The organism is Embleya sp. AB8, from assembly GCF_049739465.1.
GTDB lineage: Bacteria > Actinomycetota > Actinomycetes > Streptomycetales > Streptomycetaceae > Embleya.
Genome location: NZ_JBMHHY010000036.1, coordinates 60,357 through 80,439, shown reverse-complemented (window position 1 = coordinate 80,439; position 20,083 = coordinate 60,357). Strand labels below are relative to the sequence as shown.

The following is a 20,083-nucleotide window of genomic DNA, read 5'->3' as shown; positions in this document are numbered from 1 at the left end:
CCCGCCGACCCCCGGGAAGGGATCGGCGGGCGCGCTCGTTCGGGCCGCGCGCGGGGTCAGCGCAGCGTCACCACCGTGTACGGACCCACGTTCTTCAGCGTGAATACCGCCGGGTCGAAAAGCTGCTTGCGGAACACCACGTCGCGCTGCTGGTTCTCGGGCGACATCGGGAACGAGTCGACGACCATCCGCGCGTGGTATCCGTCCGCCTCCGGGCGCAACAACATCGCGTCCGGGGCCCGCCACGGACTGGCCTTCATCCGCTTGACCAGGTCCTGCGCGGAGTCGGCGGCGGCCCAGCGGGCGATCTCCTTCTGGCGCGCGGCCAATCGGCCCAGCGGGTTCGAGTACTGCGGGATGTAGGCCAGGAATCCCCAGTAGGGCTTGATCGCGAGCAACCGGTAGTTGTCCGTGAGCACGATCGTCTTGTTCGGTGCCTTGTGCCGGGTGCCCTCGGAGATGGCCTTGACCAACATCCCGTCCAACTCCAGGGACTGGAGAGTGGCACCGGTCGGCGGTTCGTCCCGGATCCGGGGCTCGTCGCCGTTCGGGTAGGGCTCACCGAGAGCCTGGTCCAACGTGCCGTGGTCGGAGCGGGCGAACCCCTGGGCCACCGTCACGCCGGAGACCACCGCGAGCACGGTGACCACGGCGAGCGCGGTGCGCGCGATCCTGGGCCGGCCCACCCGGCTGCGAATCGCCTCCAGCAGGGCGGCGAGGCCGAACACCCCGGCGCCCGCGAGGCACAGTTCGAGGATCGGGGTCATCCGGAAGGTCAGCAGTGTGGTGTCGGCGATGCCCGCCGAGAACGACAGGACCGACCACACGTAACAACCGACGATGCCGATGGTGAGCCCCCGCGCGATGATGTCGCCCGACCCGACCGCCCACAGCAGCCAGACCAGACCGATCAGACACAGCGCGCCGATGGGGGTGAACTCCAGCATCGGTGTGGCGAACGTGGCGCCCTCGGGAAAGAGGTAGTGCTGCGCCGCGTTCTTGGGCATGCCCAGTTCGAGTGACTTGAGCAGGTACGGCAGCCACACCGGGAGGATGAGCACCGCCGCGGCCCCCACGATCGGGAGCAACCGGCCGAGTACCGTCCCGAGGGAGAAGCCGGACGGAGGGGCGCCGCGCTGGTTGGGGATCCGCACCTCGCGGTTTCGCGCGACGAACAGCCCCACGGCGGCCGACCCGACGATCACCAGCGCGAGGAAGCCGGTGATCAGGGTGTAGAACAGGGCGGAGATACCGAGAAAGACGCCGATCCCGAGGAGCACGCCGAGATTCTTCGGCCGACGATCCACGCGGGGGTCCCGGCCGCCTCGGGCCAGGACGTGTGCGATGGCGACGACGACCGGCGGGGCCAGCGCGGTGACCACCCACGCGTACCCCTCGTTGACCGCGGGCGACACGCCGGACAGGCCCACCAGCGTGGTCGTGGTGCTCAGTGCCAGGGCCATCGGGCGCGACACGATCGCGCTCCACAACGTGAACGCCAGGGCGACCGTGACGCCCGCGGTCAGGATCGTGAACGGCTTGTAGGCTTCCCAGCCGGCCAGACCGAAGAGGTTCGCGAAGCGCCCGCCGAGCCAGAACCAGCCGGTGGGATACAACGGCGGGGTGTCCTGGTAGTTCATGTCGGACAGCCGAGGAGAATCGGTCGTCCGGGTCAGGTACTGGGTGCGGAACGAGTTGTCCCCCGCGAGACCGCCGTAGTACCACTTCGTCGCGTACAGCGGCAGTGCGAGTACGAGCGTGGGCAGCGCGGTGACCAGGACCCAGGACAGCACGGTGCGCAGGAAGTCCCGGCTGCCGCGGCGCACCACCAGGAACGCGACCAGTCCCAGCAGTACGGCGGCCCCGAGGCTGGCGAACTCCAACGGGATCAGGGACTTGGAGAGCGTCTCCGACTTGTCGGGAGCGATCATGATCCTGGGCCTGGGCAGCCCGGCATGGGTGACCAGGTACTGGATGGTCAGACTCGTCGCGATCGCCACGGCCGCCGCGCAGCACAGTTCACCGATGATCGCCCGCGCCCGGCGATCGGAGCGACCGGCCGGGGGCGGGGTGGATTCGGCTGCGGACGCGGGAGAATGTGCCGCGTCGGGCGCGGAAGAATCCGACATAACGTCCACCAAGCGGTTCCGTTCGATGGGATCCGGGTGTCATGGCGCGACGTCCGGATCGGGTGACTCGAGCATCGAGGCAAGCCGGGTGTCGAGATCGATCGGACCGGGGTACGGCCGCCGCGTTCGTCGAGGTCCCTGCACCTCGGGACGGCAGCCTATCCCGCGACGCGATCATCCCGGCAGGAGCGGATCCGTCCTGCCCGGTCGGGCCGGCCGAACCGGTGGCCGGTCCCCGGTGCGCGTCGGGCGGGCCCGAGCCGGCGGTGACGGCGAAGGTCACGATCGCCGGCACGTGTCCGAGGGCCCACCGGGCACCCGGACCGGGCCGCGCCACTGCCGCCACCCGTCGGTCGGCCCGCTCGCCCCGCGCCGGGCGGTCGGCGTGCGACCCGGCGACTCGGACCACGCGCTCTCGGACGTGTGTACGACCCCTTGACGACCCGCCGCCGGTACGCTGCGGTGGGGGGTCGGGGGAGGGAGTACACACATGGCCGCACTGTGGTCGAGAGACCGGTTGCAAGACTTTCGGGCCCGGGTCCGGGGGTGTCTGGTCGGTGGCGCGATCGGTGACGCGCTCGGCGCGGGTATCGAGTTCCTCAGTCTCGCGGAGATCCGCGAACAGCATGGCGCCGAGGGCGTGGTGGGATATGTGACGGCGTATCACCGGCACGGCGCGATCACCGACGACACGCAGATGACGTTGTTCACGGTGGAGGGCCTGATTCGCGCGCACGTCCGGCGCGACACCGGGGCCTGGCATCCGCCGACCGACCTGCACGGCGCGTATCTGCGCTGGAAGGCCACGCAGAGCGAGTGGGGGCCGGACGAGCGCAAGGACGAGGGCTGGCTGGTCCGCGAGGAGTGGTTGTACAGCTCGCGCGCACCCGGCTCGGCGTGTCTGCGCGGCCTGGAGGACGAGAGCGTGATGGGCACGCTGGAGCGGCCCAAGAATCCCGAGTCCAAGGGCTGCGGGGCGGTGATGCGCTCGGCGCCGTTCGGCCTGCTGGTCGGCTGGCGACCCGAGCTGGTCTTCCAGCTCGCGGTGGAATGCGCGGTGCTGACCCACGGTCACCCCACCGGCTATCTGTCGGCGGGCGCGCTCGCGGTGATCGTGCACGCGGTGATGCAGGGCGCTCCGCTGGAGGAGGGGGTACGGGTCGCGCTGGACCTGGTGAAGTCGCGGCCCGAGCACGCCGAGACGGTCCGCGCGATCGAGGCGGCGCTGGCCGCGGTCCGGTCCGGGGCGCCGTCGGCGGAGCGGGTCGAGGCGCTCGGGCAGGGCTGGACCGCCGAGGAGGCGCTGTCGATCGGGCTGTACTGCGCGCTGGTGGCACCGGACATGCGGACCGGGCTGCTGCTCGCGGTCAACCACGGCGGGGACAGCGACTCGACCGGGTCGATCTGCGGCAACCTGCTCGGCGCGATGCACGGCGACACCGTGCTGCCCGCCGACCTGGTCGCCGAGTTGGAGGGCCGGGGCGCGATCCTGGAGCTGGCCGACGACTTCGCGATGGAGATGACCCAGGGCGCCACCCTGCACGGCCCGGAGGCCACGGACACCTCGTGGACCAAGCGCTACCCCCCGAACTGAGGCCGAGTCGCCAGGAGTTCGGGGCGACGGGCGTCCGGGGCGGGCGTCGAGCGCCGCCCGGGTGGGCGCCCCGGTCGCGGCGGCCGGGGCCACCGCGCGGCTGTTCCCTCGGCCCGCCGGGGCCCGAGGGCGGGACGGCGAACCCTAGCCGGGCTCGCGCCGCGCTCGCCGCGACCCGATCCGATCCGGCGAGGTGTACGGCCACGACCCGGGCTCAGGGGCGCCGGTCGTCCACCCACGCGCCCGCGGCCATCACCGCGCGTACGTTCAGGTCGTCGTCGAGGACCACCAGGTCGGCCTGTTTGCCCGCCTCCAGGGTGCCGACCCGGTCGGCGACGCCCAATGCCCGCGCGGGCGTGGCGGACAGCGAGCGGACCACGTCGGTGATCGGCAGGCCGCCCGCGACGCCGTTGCGCAGTGCCCGGTCCAGGGTCAGCGTGCTGCCCGCGATCGAGTCGCCGTCGGCCAACCGGGCCACCCCGTCCACCACATCCACGTTCATCACGCCCAGCGGGTACACGCCGTCCGGCATGCCCGCCGCGCCCATCGCGTCGGTGATGAACGCGACCCGATCCGGACCCGCGCTCGCGTACGCCAGATTCACCACACTCGGATGCAGATGCACGCCGTCGTTGATCAACTCGACCACCGCGTCGCTGTCCTGGAGCAGCGCGGTGACCGGTCCCGGCTCGCGGTGATGCACGCTGCGCATCGCGTTGAACAGGTGGGTGGCCACCCTCGCCCCCGCGTCCAGGGCCGCCCGGGTCTGTCGATGGGTGCCGTCCGTGTGCCCGACGGCGGCGATCACCCCCTCGTCGGCCAGTCGGCGCACCAGGTCGAGGCCGCCCGGCAGTTCGGGTGCCAGGGTGACCATCCGGATCGCCCCGTCGGCCGCCTTGAGCAGTGCGGTGACCTCGTCCCGGTCCGGCGCGCGCAACTGGGTCGGATCGTGCGCGCCGCAGCGGGCCGCGCTCAGATACGGGCCCTCCAGATGCAGCCCGGCCAACCGGCCGTCGTGCACGAGCGGGGCGAGCGTGGCGACGATCCGCAGCAGCTCCGCCGGCGCGGCGGTGACCAGGCTGGCGACCGTGGTCGTGGTGCCGTGCGAGCGATGGAATTCGGCCACCCGCAGCGCCTCTTCGGCGTCCCCCGACGTGTACGAACCACCCCCGCCGCCGTGCACGTGCATGTCCACGAACCCGGGCACGATCAGGGCGCCCGCGAGATCGAGCACCGCCTCGCCCGCCTCGCCCGCCGCGCCGGCCGCGCGGCCCGCGCCCGCGAAGGCGATCCGATCACCGACCACGTGCACCGAAGCGCGCTCGACCACCCCGGAGGGCAGCACCACCCGCGCATTGTCGAGCACCGTCACCCGCGCACCTCCAAGGTGTCCCACGCGATCAGACCGGCGCCGCGACAGCCGGCCTCGTCCCCGAGCGCCGCGGTCACCAGCGGCGGTACGTGTTGGACCACGGCGCGCTCGGCGAGCAACGTCCGCAAGGGGTTGAACAGTTGTTCCCCGGCGAGCGAGAGCCCGCCGCCGATCACCAGCAACTTCGGGTCGTACAGCGCCAGTCCGGTCAACAGCGCGTCGGCGAACGCGGACACGCCCTGCCCCCACACGGCCGCCGCGACCCGGTCGCCGGCCGCCACCCGGGCGACCACCTGGGCCGCGCTCAGCGGCGGGTCGTCGCCCGGCGCGGCCTCGGCGAACGCATGCGCGATGGCCGGTCCGGAGAAGTGCGCCTCCAGGCAACCGACCGCCCCGCACGTACACTTGCCGCCGCCCGGCCGCACGGTGATGTGGCCGATCTCGCCCGCCTGCCCGTGTGCCCCCGGGTAGGGGCGCCCGTTCAGCACCAGCACCGAGGCCACCCCGGTGCCGATCGCCACGAACAGGAAGTTGTCACAGTCGCGCCCCGCGCCGAGCCGGCCCTCGGCCAGCGCGCCGGTACGCACGTCGTGGCTCAAAGCCGCCGGCAGCCCGAGCCGGTCGGCGACCAGCGAGCGCAGCGGCACCTCGCGCCACTGGATGCTGGCCGACCACACCGCGACCCCCGCCGGATCGTCCACGATCCCCGGCACCACCACCCCCGCCGCGCGCGGCACCCCGCCCAGTTCGACGGCCCGCTCGCGCAGCTCGGCGGCGAAGTCGACGATGCCGGTGACCACGGCGTTCGGACCGTGCGTCCGACCGGTGGGCCGGCGCTCGGTGTACACCAGGTTGCCGCCCTCGTCGACGACGCCGCCCTTGATGTCGGTGCCGCCGACATCGAGAGCGACGACGCAGTCCGCGCCGGACAGGTCGGACGGCGGGAGGTTCACGTGCGGCATCGGCGTCTCGCGTCTGGTAGGTGGGGCAGATTGTGCGCCCGAGGGCGGGTGGATCCGAGAATGCGCGTTTGTGCTCACTGGATAGCAGTTGAAAACATGAACATGCAACAGCATCGTTGAGTGAGCACAGCCTTACGGAAACCCCGGCGCACGACACGTGTGCGTCGCCCGCGAGGATGTCCGCAACGATCCGACGCGGGTCGGCAGGGCTGGCGGAGCGGGCGGGAGGTCACGGGTGAGCCGTTACGAGCGGTGGGGTGCACTCCTGGAACTGCTGGCCAAGCACGGCCGGCTCGAGGTCGAGGACGTGGCCGCCGAACTGGACGTGTCGCCCGCCACCATCCGGCGCGACCTGGACCAGCTCGCCCAGCAGCAGATGCTCACCCGGACCCGGGGCGGCGCGGTCGCCCACGCGGTGTCCTACGACCTGCCGCTGCGCTACAAGACCGCCCGGCATGCATCCGAGAAGCAGCGCATCGCGCAGGCGGTCGCGGCGCTGGTCAAGCCGGGCGAGACGGTCGGGATCAACGGCGGCACCACGATGACCGAGGTGGCCCGCGCGCTGGTGGCCCGGGCCGATCTGTACACCGAGGGCGACTCGTCCGCGCAGGCGTTCACGATCGTCACCAACGCGCTCAACATCGCGGGCGAACTGGCCGTGCGGCGGCACGTGAAGATCGTGCTCACCGGCGGTGTGGCGCGCCCGCAGTCCTATGAGCTGATCGGCCCGCTCGCCACCGGGATCCTGCGCGAGGTGGCCCTGGACGTGGCGATCCTGGGCGTGGACGCGATCGATGTCGAGCACGGCGCCAGTGCGCACCACGAGGGCGAGGCGAGCATCAACCAACTGATGGCCGCCGGCGCCGGCCGGATCGTGGTGGCCGCGGACTCGTCCAAGCTGGGCCGGCGCGCGTTCGCCCGGATCTGCCCGCTGGACCGGATCGGCGTTCTGGTGACCGACACGGCCGCACCCGAGGAGGCGACGGCCGGGTTCGTCGACGCGGGGGTCCGGGTCATCCGGGTCTGACCGGCGCCGGGCCGGCCCGACCGGCCCCGCCGGCCGCGTCGCCCCCGCCGATCCGCCGACCACCCCACCCACCCGTCGTGCCCGGGACCTGCGGCGCAACCCCCGGGATCGATTCAAGATCCTTTTCCGAATGGCCCGATGGCCCATTGTCCATCGACTCGATGGGCCATTCTCCCGAAAGAACCGGCACCCTCTGTGCCGGTTCTTTCGCGTACGCACCCACATGGGTAACGAATTGCTCGGCAAACTTCCTCGACCCCTCCTGGGATTTGAAGGATTGGTGTAGACCTTTCTTCCGGCGAGGTGTTGACTGCCGACACGGCGAGTCCGCAAAATGCTCGATGCTGCTCGAGAGTTTTCTCCAAGTCCGTATTGCGAACAGTTTTGCGCAAGCGCACGCATGGGGTTTAGCGCCACGAAACCCTGCCCAACGGTCCTGTTTTCCCGAAGGCATGAAGGCGGTTCTGCGATGAAGCGGCACCAGATGGCATTGGCGGCGACCGGACTGTCGGCCGCACTGCTTCTGTCAGCGTGTGGTGGGTCGGACGACAAGAAGGACGACGGCAAGGGGGCGACCCCCGGCGCCTCCGATGCCGGCGCCCCCGGCGGTGCGCCCAAGGACGGCTCGATCAAGTTGGTCGTCGCCGACTACGGCAGTGGCGACGGCAGCATGCAGAAGTACTGGAACGGGGTGATTTCGAGTTTCAACGCGAAATACCCCGGGATCAAGGTGAACCTGCAGGTCATCAACTGGGATGACATCGACAAGTCCGTGGCCACCATGATCCAGAACAACGACATGCCCGACCTGCTGCAGACCGGCGGCTATGCCGACAAGGTCGTCGACGACCTGCTCTACCCGGTCGACGACGTGATGTCGCCCGCCACCAAGGCCGATTTCGTGGATTCCTTCACGCCGGCCGCCACGGTCAAGGGGAAGCAGTACGGCATTCCCTTCACCTCCAGCACCCGGCAATTGATCTACAACACCGATCTGTTCACCAAGGCCGGCATCACCGACCCGCCCAAGACCTGGGACGAGCTCAAGGCCGACGCGGTCAAGCTCAAGACGGCCGGCGTGCCCACCCCGTTCGGGCTGCCGCTGGGCAAGGAGGAGGCCCAGGGCGAGTTCATGAACTGGGCCCTCGGCAACGGCGGCGGCTACCAGACCAACGGCAAGTACACGGTCAACAGCCCGCAGAACCTCGAGGCACTGAACTGGGTCAACGACAACCTGGTCAAGGCCGGGCTGACCGAGTCCAACCCGGGCACCAAGAACCGCAAGGACGTCTACACCGACTTCTACGGCGGCAGCGTCGGCATGGTCAACAGCAACCCGACCATGATCGCCACGCTGAAGAAGGACTACCCCAACCTCAAGTACGCGACGGCCGCGATCCCCGGCAAGGCCGGCCCGCTGACCGAGACGCTGGGCGTCTGCGACTGGATGATGGCGTTCAAGAAGAACGGCAAGAAGGACCAGATCAAGGCCTTCGTGGACCACGCGTTCAGCACCGACCAGCAGGTCAAGTTCCAGGAGCAGTACAGCTTCCCGCCGGTGACCAAGTCGGTGATGGCCAAGATGATCGCCAACCCCGCCAATGCCGGACTCAAGCCGTACATCGACCTGCTGCCCAAGGCGAAGTTCTACCCGCTCAACGACGTCGCCTGGGACGTGCTCTCGCCCAAGATCAAGGAACAACTCGGCAGCGCGGTTTCCGGCAAGTCGCCCAAGGACGTGCTCGACCAACTCCAGAAGGAAGCCGAAGCGGCGGTCGCGCAGCAGAAGAGCTGACGCGCCACAGATTCGTCCGAGCACCGAAGGAGGAGGACGGCCCCGTGGCCGAAACCGCCGTACGCCAAACCGCCGTACGCACAGCGCCGACCCTCGCCGGCAGAGTCAGGAAGGCGCTGGCCCCGCTGCCGTGGATCGGCCCGGCCGTCCTCCTCATCGGCGTCGTGGTCCTGTGGCCCGTGGCGGTGATGGTCTGGAGCTCCTTCCAACGCATCCGCCGCACCGGTGTCGTGGTGGGCGCCAACGGCACCGACAACTACACCAAGCTGTTCGACGAGCCGGACTTCGTGGCCGTGCTGTGGAACACCGTGGTCTGGGTGCTGGTGGTCGTCGCCATCACGCTCGTGTTGTCGCTGTTCCTGGCGCAACTGTTCAACCAGCACTTCCCCGGCCGGCGGTTCGCCCGCTGGGCGATGATCGTGCCGTGGGCGGCCTCGGTCTTCATGACCGCCGTCGTCTTCAAGTGGATGCTGCACGAGACCCACGGCGCGATCAACACCCTGATGGTCGACCTGCACCTGCTGGACGCGGGCAAGGACTGGCTCGGCAAACCGTCCACCGCGATGCCCTGGATGATGGCGGTCGCGGTCTTCGTTTCGCTGCCGTTCACCACGTACACCCTGCTCGCCGGGCTCCAGACGGTCCCCGGCGAGGTGTACGAGGCGGCCAAGATCGACGGCGCGTCCACCTGGCGTACCTACCTGTCGATCACCCTGCCGCTGCTCCGGCCCGCGATCCTGGTCGCGGTGGTGATCAACCTGATCAACGTCTTCAACTCGTTCCCGATCATCTGGGCGATGACCAACGGCGGCCCGGGCTACGAGACCGCGACGACCACGGTGTTCATGTACCAGCTCAAGTCGTCCGACATCGGTGAGAGCGCCGCGATGTCGGTGGCCAACTTCGCGATGATCATCATCCTGGTCGCGTTCTTCCTCGTCGTCAGCCGCGGGAACAACAAGGAGACGGACCGATGAGCGCCACCAGCACCGCCGTCGCCCGCCCGAAGAAGTCGGTGCCCGGCGGCTCGAAGTCCGGCGGTGCCAAGTCCCGGGGCTCGAAGTACAGCCACAAGCAACTGTGGTTCGGCGCCCTGGCATGGGTGATCGCGATCGTCTTCGTACTGCCGTACGTCGAGATGGCGATCACCGCGCTGCGCCCCAAGGACGAACTGACCGGCAGCGGCTATCTGCCGTCCAGGTTCGAATGGGCCAACTTCGTCGACGTGTGGGACAAGTCCACACTCGGCAGCAACCTCAAGGTCTCGCTCCTGGTCGCGGGCATGTCCACGCTGCTCGTGCTCGTGGTCTCGCTGCCCGCCGCGTACTACACCGCGCGCAAGCGGTTCCGCGGCCGGGGCGTGTTCCTGCTGCTGGTACTGATCACCCAGATGTTCCAGCCCACTTCGCTTCTGGTCGGCCTCTACCGCGAGTTCTACATCCTGGACCTGCTCGACTCCTACTGGGCCCTGGTGCTCGTCAACGGCGCGTTCAACCTGGCCTTCTCGGTGTGGATCCTGACCGCCTACTTCAGCGCGATCCCGGTCGAGTTGGAGGAGGCCGCGATGATCGACGGCGCCTCCCGGATCGGGGCCCTGCGCCGGGTCACCCTGCCGCTGGCGATGCCCGGCATCGTCACCGCGGTGATCTTCACCTTCATCGCCGCGTGGAACGAGTTCACCGTCGCGTTGGTCCTGGTGACCACGCCGGACAAGCAGCCGATGACGGTCGGGATCAACAGCTTCCTCGGCGCCTACCGGGTCGAGTGGCAATACCTGTTCGCCGGTTCGGTGGTGGCGATCGTGCCGGTGGTGATCCTGTTCGCGTACATCGAGAAGCACGTCGTGTCGGGGCTGACCGCGGGGTCGGTCAAGTAGTAGGTCCGGTCGACTGCGGTAAGTACGCAGCACAAGCACGAAGCCCAAGCACGAAGCCCAAGCACGAAGCCCACAGGTCTCGAGGACCTGTGGGCTTCGGTGCGTTCGCGGCTTCGCGGCTTCGCGGCTTTCGCGCGTCCGCCGGCTACGGCAGGGTGATGTGGTACGCCTTGCGGAGCGTCTCGTGCACCGTCCAGATCGTTTCGTCGCCCTCCTGGAGGACGCACGCGTCGCCGGGGCCGACCTCGATCGTCGCGCCGCCGCGGATCTCGATCGTGGCGCGTCCGGAGATCACCACGAAGAGTTCGTTGGCCTCGGTGTCGGTGACCACGCCCGGGGTGATCTGCCAGATGCCGCGGATCTGCCTGCCGTCCTCGGACTCCCACAACACCTTGCCCGAAACCTCGGGGGTGCCGGAGACGATCTGAGCCGGGTCGAGCGGGTCGGCCTCGAGCTCCGCGGACGGGATATGGACGGCAAAGGTAGACATGCGGCGGAGCATATAGGCCAACCGTTCGGCTCCCGCTCGCGGGGGATTCGTGGGCTTTTCCGGCGAATCACCGTGCCGCTGCGGTCTCGCGTCGGCATGGGCGGGCACAATGCCAAAGGCGGGTCGACGGGTCCGTCCGAGGTACCGAAGGGGTGACGGATGGGTGAGGAACACGACGTGCGGCCGGAGCCGCCCGTGATCCCCGGGCAGGGCGCCCCGGCGACCGCACCCGACGTGCCCCCCGCCGGCGGGCTGTCTGAGCGGGATCGGGACATCCTCGAATTCGAGCGCCAGTGGTGGAAACACGCCGGCGCCAAGGAACGTGCCGTGCGGGACCGGTTCGGTTTCTCCGCGACCCGCTACTTCCAGGTCCTGAACACCCTGCTGGATCGGCCCGAGGCGCTCGAACACGATCCGATGCTGGTCCAGCGGCTGCGGCGGCTGCGCGAGGCCCGGCAACAGGCCCGTTCCACCGTGCGCCGCGCAGGGCACTGAGGGGCTCGGGTGTGCACGCGCCGCAGGGACGAGTACGACGTCTTCGCCGGCTTCGGTCGACCCGGCCTGATCTGGACGAACGAGCATCCGTGGTCGGGTGAGCCGTCGATCGAGCCGGCCGAACTGCCGGCGGAGGACGAGCTGATCGGCGGGCTGCGGGCCGACGACGCGCCGGCGCCGGCCCGCTCGCGGCGCGGCCTGATCGCGATGGCGGCGGCCTTGGCACTGGTCGCGGTGGCCGGCGCGGCGGCGATCGGCCGAGAGGGCCCCGCCGCGCGGATCGCGGCGGACCGGGCCACCCGGCACACCCCGGCCCGGGTCCCGGTCGCGGCCCCCGGTGCCCCCACCCGCCCGGCGCCGCCGCCCGCCCGGGCACCGGCGCTGCCGCGAGGCGTGCACGGGAAGGTGACGGTGCTGGACCAGACGAAGGTGCCGGTGCTCGCGAAGCGGATGGCGCGCCGGCTGGAAGCGGCCGGCTGGGAGGTCGCCGGAACGAAGGAGTTCCGCGGCACGGTCCCGGAGACCACCGTCTACCACCCGGCCGACCAGGAACCCCAGGCCCGCGCCCTGGCCGCCGCCCTCCCCGGCATCACCCGAATCAAGCCGACCTTCCCCGGCATTCCGCAGCGCCGGCTCACCGTGATCGTGGTCGACGACCAGGTAATCCCGCTGGCAGACCGCCTGTTGGGCTCGGTGACGACGCGTTGAACAGGGGCCGCGGGGCCTGAACAGGCCGCCTCGCAGCCTGCAGAACCGCAACCATCGAGGTGAACGCAACGGGTGGAGCGGGCGGGTACACCCTCCCGAGCCGAGTGCAACGCAACCGCGGCCCTTACCGCTCGACCGCGTCGGCAAGGGCCGTCAGCAGATCGGCGACACCCTCCGGGCCAGGCACGACCAGGTCGGCCCGTTCGGCCAGCGCATGCACCTCGGCGGAGCCACTGCACACCGTCAGCCCCGCCACCGAGCCCGACCCCCGCAGCGCCTCGACCGCCGAGAACGCCGCCAGGTCGCCGAGGTCGTCGCCGGCGAACAGGACCGATTCGGCCCGGTGTTCGGCGAGGAACGTGGTCAGGGCGCGGCCCTTGTCCATCCCCTCCGGGCGCAGTTCCAGGACGTAGCGGCCGGGCTCGACCACCAGATCGTGTCGCTTCGCGAGTTCGGCGAGCGGCGCCCGGAGCAGATCGAGGGCGGCCTGCGGGTCGGGGGCACGGCGCGTGTGGACGGCGAGCGCGCTGCCCTTGTCCTCGATCCAGGTGGTGTGCCATACGTCGAGCGCCTGGAGCAGCCCCGGGAGGGCGAGTCGTACCTCCGCCACGCCCGCCGGCGGCTCCGGCGCGCTGACCCGACCGGTCGCCGCGTCCCAGCGCTCCAGGCCGTAGTGGCCGAGGACGACCAGGCGTTCCAGGCCCGCGACGCCGCGAAAGCGGCCGTACTCGACCGCGACGGCGGCCGGCCGGCCGGTCACGATCACCGTCGCGGCCAGGTGCGGGGTCAGCCGGGACAGCGCCAGCACCGCGCGCACATCCGCTCGCGCCTGGTCCGGGCGGTCGACGATCGGGGCCAGCGTGCCGTCGAAGTCGAGGGCGACGACGGCCCGGCCGGGCGCGCCCAGCAACGCGGCCAGGCCGGCCCGGCCGGCCGGGGTGGTGGGTTCGGGCAGCGAGGGCAACGAGGGCGATGAGGACCGGTTCGTGGTCATGCCGACCAACCTAACCCCGCGATCGGGGTCACCCACCGCTTCCAGGCCACGGCGACGGGTCGTCCCCGCCGCCGTCCCCGGCGCCCCCGCGCGGTGCCGGGGCCGCCTCGGCGATCCCGTTGCGCGCCCTCGGGTCGAGCAGCAACACGACGCCCGCCCGAGCCCGAACCACCGAGCATGCCGGGCGAAAAGGGAGTTGATGGGAGCGCCGGACTGGCCTAGGCTCGCTCATTCCGCTGTCCCACCCAGTGCAGTGATCGGGAACCGTGTTCGGTGCCCGGCACCGGTGGGCCGCGCGGGTCGCCGCCACCGAGGCAGCCGGCCCGTGCCCTCCGCAGGGGCGCACCAGGACGTGGCATCGCGCACGGCCGGGCTCCGATCCGTCGCCGCCACGAACCGGAGAGACATGTCCGCGCCCGCCACCCCCGAATCCGCCCTGCCCACCCCCGACGCGCTCGCCGTCGAACGTGCCTACCTGGATGCCTCCCGCGCCGCGCTGCGCCGGATGCGCGAGGAGACCGAGGCCCTCGACCTGCGCGACATCGGCGCCACCGCCGTCGCCACCGAGACCGCCCAGCACCTGATCGCCCAGCGGATCGCCGCGCTGGCCGAGCACGCCGGCTCGCCGCTGTTCTTCGGCCGGGTCGACGGCCGGTTCGCCGACGGCGTCGAGGGCGCCGAACCGGTCGAGGTGAGCGCCGACCCGAACAAGCCCGTCGAATCCTTCTGGATCGGCCGCCGGCACGTACACGACGAACTCGGCGACCCGATGGTGGTGGACTGGCGCGCACCGCTGTCCCGCGCGTTCTACCGGGCCAACCGGGCCGAACCGCTCGGCGTCGAACTGCGCCGCCGATTCGGCTGGACGGCCGGTGAACTGACCGCGTTCGAGGACGAGCACCTGACCGACCCGAACGAGGCGGACACCGCCGGCGGTATCCTGGCCGCCGAGATCGAACGCCCCCGCGTCGGCCCGATGCGCGACATCGTCGCGACCATTCAGCCCGAACAGGACGAGATCGTCCGCTCCGACCTCGGCCACACGCTGTGCGTCCAGGGCGCCCCCGGCACCGGGAAGACCGCCGTCGGCCTGCACCGCGTGGCCTGGCTGCTGTACGCCTACCGGGACCGCCTCGCCCGCACCGGCACCCTGGTGGTCGGCCCGAACCGCTCGTTCCTCGACTACATCCAGCAGGTGCTGCCCGCGCTCGGCGAGGTCGAGGTGGGCCAGACCACCGTCGAGGACCTGGTCACCCGTACCTCCAAGATCAAGATTCGGGCGCTCGACGAGGCCGGGTCCGGCACGCTCAAGGGCGACGCGCGGATGGCCGAGGTGTTGCGCCGCGCGGTGTGGTCCGGGCTGAGCGACCCGACGGAGTCGGTGGCCGTGGTCCGCGACTCGCGCACCTGGCGGCTCGCGGTGTACGAGGTCGAGGAGTTGGTCGCCGCGCTGCGCACGCGCGACGTGCGCTACGGCGCGGCGCGCGACATGCTCCGGCAGCGGCTCGCACACGCGCTGCTGACCAAGATGGAGGAGCGCGGCGAGTCCCCGGACGACCGGGTCCAGGACGCGGTCGCGCGCAGCCGGCCGGTCAAGGCGGCGGTGGACGCGATCTGGCCCGCGGTGGACCCGCTCAAACTGGTCTTCCGGCTGCTCGCCGACGCCGAGTTCCGGGCCGCCTGCGCGGACGGCATCCTGACCGCCGACGAACAGGCCACGATCGGCTGGGCCATGCCGCCGCGCGGGGTGGGCTCGGCGCGCTGGACGGTGGCCGACGCGGTGCTCGTGGACGAGGCCGCCGATCTGCTCTACCGCACCGGCGGCTACGGGCACGTGGTGATCGACGAGGCGCAGGACCTGTCCCCGATGCAGTTGCGCGCGGTGGGTCGGCGCTGCTCCACCGGCTCGGCCACGGTGCTCGGCGACATCGCGCAGGGGACCACGCCGTGGGCCACCCCGGGCTGGGCCGAGACGCTGCGGCACCTGGGACACGAGGGGGCCAGGATCGAGGAACTGACCCGGGGCTTCCGAGTGCCGCTGCAGATCCTGGAGTTCGCCAGTCGGTTGTTGCCGCTGATCGCCCCGGGCCTGGCCCCCGCGTCCTCGGTCCGCCGGGCGGCGGGCGCGCTCGAACTGCGCGCGGTCGACGCCGACGAACTGGCCGCCCGCAGTGCCGCCGCGGCCGTCGAACTGCTCGACCACGAGGGCTCGATCGGGCTGATCTGCGCCGATGCCCGGGTCGCCGAGGTGGCCGCCGCGCTGCGCGCCGCCGAGGTCGCGCACCGGGTCCTGGGCACCGAAGGCGGCGCCGAGCAGGCCCGAATCAGCGTGGTGCCCGCGTCGCTGGCCAAGGGCCTGGAGTTCGACCACGTCGCGGTCGTCGAACCGGCCGAGATCGTCGACGCCGAGCCGCAGGGGCTGCGCCGGCTCTACGTGGTGCTCACCCGCGCGGTGTCCGGCCTGATCGTGCTGCACACGCGCGACCTGCCGGCGGCGCTGGCCGTACCGGTGCTCGGCGCCCGGTGATCGATGCCGGTGCTCGGTATCGGCTTTCCGGTATCGGGCATCGGGCACCGGGCGTCCAATACGAGTGAACCGCGTGTGTCGGATCGGTCGGTGGTCGGCTTCGCTCGCTCGTTCTGCCATGCTGGCCGGGTGGAACGCATCCAGGAGTCCGCGACCGTGACGCTGCGGGACCAGTGGGCCCGGCTCGTCGGTGAGCACGCCGAGGCCGGCGCCGTCGTCGAGAGCCTGCTGGCGCGCTATGCCGAGCCGCACCGCCGCTATCACGACACCGACCATCTGCGCACCGTGCTCGACCTGATCGGCGAACTGTCCTACGAGGCCGACGACGCCGACGCGGTCCGGCTCGCCGCGTGGTTCCACGACGCGGTCTACGACCCGGCCCGAGCGGACAACGAGGAGCGCAGCGCGCGGCTCGCCGAACGTGGGCTGCGTGAGGCGGGCGTGCCGCCGGCCCTGGTCGCCGAGACGGCCCGCCTGGTCCGGGTGACCGCCGAGCATGCGCCCGGCGAGCACGACCACAACGCCCACGTGTTGTGCGACGCGGACCTGGCCATCCTGGCCGCCGACCGGGAGCGTTACGAGGCGTACACCGCGGCCGTCCGCGAGGAATACGCGTTCGTCCCGGACGAGGCGTTCCGGGCCGCCCGCGCCGCCGTGCTGCGCGACCTGATGTCGCTGCCCCGGCTGTTCCACACCCGGCTCGGCGCGGCGCGCTACGAGGAGGCGGCCCGCTACAACATGCGCGCCGAACTGGAGCGCCTCGAAGGCAGCATCCCGCGCCAGCAGTCGTAACGGCCGCTGCGGCGTCAGCGCGGCCGATACCGCTTGCGTCGGCGCAGTCCCGCCGCGGTCAGGCGGAGCACCAGTTCCCGACTGGAGACCGGCTCCGCGCCGCGCGCCACCGCCCGGGCGTACAGATCGGCCGGGACGTCGTAATGATCCCGATCGAACGCACGTTCCGGCGCGCCCAGTTCGCGCGCGAACGTGTGCAGCTCGGCGTGCGAGACGTCGCTGACCAGGTGCGACCACAGCCGCCCGTGCGCGGGCCAGGCCGGGGGATCGATGAGGAGTGCCACGCGCTCGATTCTCGTATACGGCGCGATCGCGCACACTTGTGGACCATGAGCAAGGATCCGACCGACGTCGCACTGCTGACCGCCCGCGCCCTGGTACTCGCCGACCTGCGCACCCACGGCGTCGAGACCCCGCAGACCGTGACCGTGCTGGAGCACGCGCTGGTCGAGCGCAAGTGGTGGGTCGAGCAGTGGCCCGACGGCGCCGCCTACGTCCCCGGCCTGATCGGCCAGGACGTGCAGGAGGCGCTCGCCGAGCACGGCACGGTGTGGCCGCCGTGTCCGCTGCACGACGACCACCCGCTCTACCTGGAGCCCGAACTGGGCGAGGACCCGCACTGGGTATGCGAGCGGGCCGGCACGGTGATCGCCCCGCTCGGCGGCCTGACGCCGACTCAGCCGCCGAACGAGCGCGCGGTCAAGGACGCGTAGATCGGCCGATCCGCGCCGACCGCGTACGCCCCGACCAACCGCTCGCCCTCGGCCCGCCCCACGGTGACCCCGGCGTACGTCTGCTCCCGGGCCGTGGCCACCACCTCCCCGGTGCGCTCGGCCAGCGCCCGCTCGGCCCGCCGCTGCTCCTCGGCGTCGGCGGCCCGCAACGCCTCGGCGAGCACGTCGTAGGGGTCGCCGGCCGCCGCACCGTCACCGCCGCCGGTGGGCAGGGTCAGCGCGGTGCGAGTCGGCGGCGGGGCGGCCGGGTCGGGCGAGCCGGACCGGATCGCCTCGGCGCCGTAGCAGAACCGGATCAGCGGCTCCCACATCGCCGACCAGTAGTCGGGCGAGGGCGCCCGCTCGATCCCGGCGAGTTCGCCGTCGAGCAGCACCACCGCGCCCACCTGGTCCGGGACACACTCGAACTCGGCGACGAAACGTTCGAGTTCGAGCGCGAAGTGCTTCAGGAAGAGCACCAGGTTCCCGGTCTCGGCGAGTCCGGACGAGGCGTTGAAGCGCTGTACGGCCGGCCACAACCGGCTGTACCCGTCCGCGTCCGAGCTTGCCGACGCCGCCGCGCGCAGCCCGAGCGGCAGCACGGCGAGCGACTGCGGCCCCTCGGGGATCAGTCCGGACTGGGTCTGCTGCACGCACATCGCCGCGTCGAACGTGAGTCGGCCCGAGGGCTCGACCAGCGCAGCCCGAGGCATCGCGTGGTCCTGGGCACTGCGGTCGACGATCAGCGCGAGGTGGCACGGGACCAGCCCGACGGTCGGCGCGGGGTTGGCGAAGGTGAGCGTGCCGTAGCCGCTGGTGCCGATCCGCAACTCGGTCGGCACGGTGACGGTCGGGGCGTCGGCAGCGTCGCCGAGCAGCGGCAACACCTGCATCCGGCCGACGCTCTGCACCCGGCCCGGAGTACAGCCGGCCAGCAGGTCGCCGATCGGCAATCGGTCGTGGGCGATGGTGTTCACGCGGTCACCTCCAGGTGGGCCAGGCGCAGCAGGGCGGGCACCGCGGCGACCGGATCGGTCGTCAACATCAGCCGGCACCAGGCGAGTTCGAGGGCTTCGGGACGATGTACGGGGGCCAGGGGCAGGCCCGGCGCGTAGCCGCGCAGGCCGGCCGCCTCGGCGGCGAGTACGGGGGAGAGCTGGACCACCGGCACCGCGACGCCGAGGGTACGGGCCGCGTCGAGCACCTGCGCGAACCGCCCGGCGGGCGCATTCTCGTAGCCGTCGCCGATCACCACGATCAGCTCGGCACCGGTCCGCAGCGCGGCGACCAGGCCCTCGGCCGCCGAGGTGGCCCCGGCGGGGTGCACCAGCCGGCCGTCCGGGACGCCGCCGATCCACACGTCGTGACACTCGCCGGCCGCGGCCCGCAACGCGTCGCGCAGCGCGAGCACCGTGGCGATCGGCCGGAGCGGCTGCTCGGCGCCGCCACGCATCGACGCGGATCCGTCGAGTACGAGCGCGATCCGCCGACCGGCCAGGTCGAGCCCGGCCGCAGTGGCCGCAGCCCGCCGGTCCAGTGCGTCGGCGACGTCGTCGGTCATCCCGGTGGCGAACGCGTACAGGTAGAGCCGCACCGCGTCGTAGCGGGACAGATCGACCTCGACGGTGACCCCGGCGCGCGCCGCCTGCCGCTGCCCGGCCAGGCGCTGCCCGACGGTCAGCCGCTCGGCGGTCAGCTCCAGTACGCGGGCGGGCGGCACGTCCGGGTGGAACCGGCCGCGCAGCCCTTCGAGCGTCTCCATCGGGAGCACCGCGCCCGCCGCCAGATCGGTGCGGGCGGCCCGATAGGCGACCGGCAGCGGCAAGGTGTACGGCCCGTCCGCGCCGAGCACGAACGCCACGCACTCCCGCGCGACGCCCACATCCGCCGCCCACCGGTCGACCTCACCGGCCAGGATGCGCCGCTCCTTCGGATCGAGCGCGTCGCCCGCGAGCTGCTTGCTCAGGATCGAGCGCAGGATGCCGCTCATCCGCAGCCCCCACGCGTGCCGCAGCGCGCCGGCCAGCTTGTCCCGGTAGCGCACCGACCACAGCTCCAACGACGTGGAGCCGAGCACACTGCGCAGGATCAGCCGCCGCACCCGCGCGTTGTTCACCCGCCGCTCGGCCAACAGCCCGAACAGCTTGAGCCGACGCGGCACGGTCAACGCGGCCACCGCGTCGTGGATCGCGCTGCCGTCGTCCGCGTGCGCGGGGGTGTCCAGCAGGTGCAGCACGCCGAGCCGCCGACTGCGGTCGGTGGCCCCGGGGGAGCGGACCAGCCCGGCGTACAGCCGCCGATCCAGCGCGGCCATCGCCCGGTGCGCGTCGTGCTCCAGCGCGAGCTGCTCGTCCTTGGTGTTGTAGAAGGAGGCCCGCCCGGTCGCGGCCACGGCGACGTCCAGGAATCGAACGACGGTGGCGGCGGCCTCGGCCCGGGCCGGATTGTCCGCGCTGAGCGCGCGCATGATCTCGGTCATCGATTCGGCTCCCCCGCAGGCACCCGGGGCAGATCGCGGGTCCGGTGTGGTCCCGAGAACTCCCCGGGACCGCTTCCAACCCATGGGAAACGGCTCTGTACGAACACGAAGTTCCCCGGGTGCAATGGCA

18 protein-coding genes are annotated in these 20,083 nt (G+C 71.6%); 10 read left to right on the top strand and 8 right to left on the bottom strand.

The window, feature by feature from the left end; all coding sequences use genetic code 11:
- Positions 1-56: 56 nt before the first annotated feature.
- A complete protein-coding gene (locus ABIA38_RS39200; RefSeq protein ID WP_424643737.1) occupies positions 57-2,129 on the bottom strand; it encodes an arabinofuranosyltransferase in 2,073 nt (690 codons plus the stop codon).
- A 490-nt stretch (positions 2,130-2,619) separates the two neighbouring features.
- On the opposite strand from ABIA38_RS39200, the gene ABIA38_RS39195 reads away from it, so the two are divergent.
- Positions 2,620-3,723, top strand: a complete 1,104-nt coding sequence (locus ABIA38_RS39195; RefSeq protein WP_424643736.1) for an ADP-ribosylglycohydrolase family protein — start codon at positions 2,620-2,622, stop codon at positions 3,721-3,723.
- Between the two features lie 214 nt (positions 3,724-3,937).
- Here ABIA38_RS39195 and nagA read toward each other — a convergent pair whose 3' ends face one another.
- Together nagA and ABIA38_RS39185 are read right to left on the bottom strand one after the other, a co-directional pair.
- A complete protein-coding gene (gene nagA / locus ABIA38_RS39190; protein ID WP_424643735.1) occupies positions 3,938-5,095 on the bottom strand; it encodes an N-acetylglucosamine-6-phosphate deacetylase in 1,158 nt (385 codons plus the stop codon).
- Positions 5,092-6,057: an ROK family protein gene (locus ABIA38_RS39185; protein ID WP_424643734.1), complete on the bottom strand. Its 966-nt coding sequence runs from the start codon at positions 6,055-6,057 to the stop codon at positions 5,092-5,094. The genes nagA and ABIA38_RS39185 overlap by 4 nt, the downstream gene beginning before the upstream one ends.
- Positions 6,058-6,292: 235 nt before the next feature.
- Here ABIA38_RS39185 and ABIA38_RS39180 point away from each other — a divergent pair, with 235 nt between their 5' ends.
- The 4 genes from ABIA38_RS39180 to ABIA38_RS39165 all read left to right on the top strand — a co-directional run bounded on the left by ABIA38_RS39180 (position 6,293) and on the right by ABIA38_RS39165 (position 10,755).
- Positions 6,293-7,084: a DeoR/GlpR family DNA-binding transcription regulator gene (locus tag ABIA38_RS39180; protein ID WP_424643733.1), complete on the top strand. Its 792-nt coding sequence runs from the start codon at positions 6,293-6,295 to the stop codon at positions 7,082-7,084.
- A 469-nt stretch (positions 7,085-7,553) separates the two neighbouring features.
- Positions 7,554-8,879 carry an extracellular solute-binding protein gene (locus ABIA38_RS39175; protein WP_424643732.1) on the top strand — a complete coding sequence of 442 codons (1,326 nt, stop codon included), beginning with the start codon at positions 7,554-7,556 and terminating at the stop codon, positions 8,877-8,879.
- Positions 8,880-8,995: 116 nt separating this feature from the next.
- Positions 8,996-9,856 carry a carbohydrate ABC transporter permease gene (locus tag ABIA38_RS39170; protein WP_424643768.1) on the top strand — a complete coding sequence of 287 codons (861 nt, stop codon included), beginning with the start codon at positions 8,996-8,998 and terminating at the stop codon, positions 9,854-9,856.
- Positions 9,853-10,755 (top strand): carbohydrate ABC transporter permease, encoded by a 903-nt coding sequence (locus tag ABIA38_RS39165; protein WP_424643731.1) that lies wholly within the window; start codon positions 9,853-9,855, stop codon positions 10,753-10,755. The genes ABIA38_RS39170 and ABIA38_RS39165 overlap by 4 nt, the downstream gene beginning before the upstream one ends.
- Positions 10,756-10,900: 145 nt before the next feature.
- Here the strand turns inward: ABIA38_RS39165 and ABIA38_RS39160 are convergent, their stop codons facing one another.
- Positions 10,901-11,245: a cupin domain-containing protein gene (locus ABIA38_RS39160; RefSeq protein ID WP_424643730.1), complete on the bottom strand. Its 345-nt coding sequence runs from the start codon at positions 11,243-11,245 to the stop codon at positions 10,901-10,903.
- A gap of 159 nt (positions 11,246-11,404) precedes the next feature.
- On the opposite strand from ABIA38_RS39160, the gene ABIA38_RS39155 reads away from it, so the two are divergent.
- Both ABIA38_RS39155 and ABIA38_RS39150 read left to right on the top strand, forming a co-directional pair.
- The gene (locus ABIA38_RS39155) at positions 11,405-11,740 is read left to right on the top strand and encodes a DUF3263 domain-containing protein (protein ID WP_424643729.1); all 336 of its coding nucleotides are present in this window, start codon (positions 11,405-11,407) and stop codon (positions 11,738-11,740) included.
- Positions 11,741-11,749: 9 nt separating this feature from the next.
- The gene (locus ABIA38_RS39150) at positions 11,750-12,448 is read left to right on the top strand and encodes a LytR C-terminal domain-containing protein (protein WP_424643728.1); all 699 of its coding nucleotides are present in this window, start codon (positions 11,750-11,752) and stop codon (positions 12,446-12,448) included.
- A gap of 124 nt (positions 12,449-12,572) precedes the next feature.
- On the opposite strand, the gene otsB is transcribed toward ABIA38_RS39150, so the two are convergent.
- Complete coding sequence (gene otsB, locus ABIA38_RS39145) at positions 12,573-13,442, bottom strand: trehalose-phosphatase (protein WP_424643727.1); 870 nt, start codon at positions 13,440-13,442, stop codon at positions 12,573-12,575.
- 406 nt (positions 13,443-13,848) lie between these two features.
- On the opposite strand from otsB, the gene ABIA38_RS39140 reads away from it, so the two are divergent.
- Both ABIA38_RS39140 and ABIA38_RS39135 read left to right on the top strand, forming a co-directional pair.
- On the top strand, positions 13,849-15,969 hold the full coding sequence (locus ABIA38_RS39140; RefSeq protein WP_424643726.1) for a HelD family protein: 2,121 nt from the start codon (positions 13,849-13,851) through the stop codon (positions 15,967-15,969).
- Positions 15,970-16,098: 129 nt separating this feature from the next.
- Entirely contained in the window at positions 16,099-16,761 is a 663-nt protein-coding gene (locus ABIA38_RS39135) for a metal-dependent phosphohydrolase (RefSeq protein WP_424643725.1), read from the top strand.
- Positions 16,762-16,775: 14 nt separating this feature from the next.
- Here the strand turns inward: ABIA38_RS39135 and ABIA38_RS39130 are convergent, their stop codons facing one another.
- On the bottom strand, positions 16,776-17,045 hold the full coding sequence (locus ABIA38_RS39130; RefSeq protein ID WP_424643724.1) for a DUF4031 domain-containing protein: 270 nt from the start codon (positions 17,043-17,045) through the stop codon (positions 16,776-16,778).
- Between the two features lie 45 nt (positions 17,046-17,090).
- Here ABIA38_RS39130 and ABIA38_RS39125 point away from each other — a divergent pair, with 45 nt between their 5' ends.
- Positions 17,091-17,474 carry a hypothetical protein gene (locus ABIA38_RS39125; RefSeq protein ID WP_424643723.1) on the top strand — a complete coding sequence of 128 codons (384 nt, stop codon included), beginning with the start codon at positions 17,091-17,093 and terminating at the stop codon, positions 17,472-17,474.
- Here the strand turns inward: ABIA38_RS39125 and ABIA38_RS39120 are convergent.
- Both ABIA38_RS39120 and ABIA38_RS39115 read right to left on the bottom strand, forming a co-directional pair.
- Entirely contained in the window at positions 17,438-18,451 is a 1,014-nt protein-coding gene (locus ABIA38_RS39120; protein ID WP_424643722.1) for an ARPP-1 family domain-containing protein, read from the bottom strand. The two genes, ABIA38_RS39125 and ABIA38_RS39120, sit on opposite strands and share 37 nt — an antisense overlap.
- Positions 18,448-19,953 carry a hypothetical protein gene (locus ABIA38_RS39115; RefSeq protein ID WP_424643721.1) on the bottom strand — a complete coding sequence of 502 codons (1,506 nt, stop codon included), beginning with the start codon at positions 19,951-19,953 and terminating at the stop codon, positions 18,448-18,450. Before ABIA38_RS39115 ends, ABIA38_RS39120 begins: the two co-directional genes overlap by 4 nt.
- Positions 19,954-20,083 lie beyond the last annotated feature (130 nt).

Excerpts from the sequence above, each read along its gene's own strand:
- ABIA38_RS39185 (WP_424643734.1), bottom strand. The coding sequence starts at position 6,057 with ATGCCGCACGTGAACCTCCCGCCGTCCGACCTGTCCGGCGCGGACTGC.
- ABIA38_RS39175 (WP_424643732.1), top strand. The coding sequence starts at position 7,554 with ATGAAGCGGCACCAGATGGCATTGGCGGCGACCGGACTGTCGGCCGCA.
- ABIA38_RS39200 (WP_424643737.1), bottom strand. The coding sequence starts at position 2,129 with ATGTCGGATTCTTCCGCGCCCGACGCGGCACATTCTCCCGCGTCCGCA.
- ABIA38_RS39195 (WP_424643736.1), top strand. The coding sequence starts at position 2,620 with ATGGCCGCACTGTGGTCGAGAGACCGGTTGCAAGACTTTCGGGCCCGG.
- ABIA38_RS39160 (WP_424643730.1), bottom strand. The coding sequence starts at position 11,245 with ATGTCTACCTTTGCCGTCCATATCCCGTCCGCGGAGCTCGAGGCCGAC.
- otsB (WP_424643727.1), bottom strand. The coding sequence starts at position 13,442 with ATGACCACGAACCGGTCCTCATCGCCCTCGTTGCCCTCGCTGCCCGAA.
- ABIA38_RS39155 (WP_424643729.1), top strand. The coding sequence starts at position 11,405 with ATGGGTGAGGAACACGACGTGCGGCCGGAGCCGCCCGTGATCCCCGGG.
- ABIA38_RS39125 (WP_424643723.1), top strand. The coding sequence starts at position 17,091 with ATGAGCAAGGATCCGACCGACGTCGCACTGCTGACCGCCCGCGCCCTG.
- ABIA38_RS39115 (WP_424643721.1), bottom strand. The coding sequence starts at position 19,953 with ATGACCGAGATCATGCGCGCGCTCAGCGCGGACAATCCGGCCCGGGCC.
- ABIA38_RS39140 (WP_424643726.1), top strand. The coding sequence starts at position 13,849 with ATGTCCGCGCCCGCCACCCCCGAATCCGCCCTGCCCACCCCCGACGCG.
- ABIA38_RS39165 (WP_424643731.1), top strand. The coding sequence starts at position 9,853 with ATGAGCGCCACCAGCACCGCCGTCGCCCGCCCGAAGAAGTCGGTGCCC.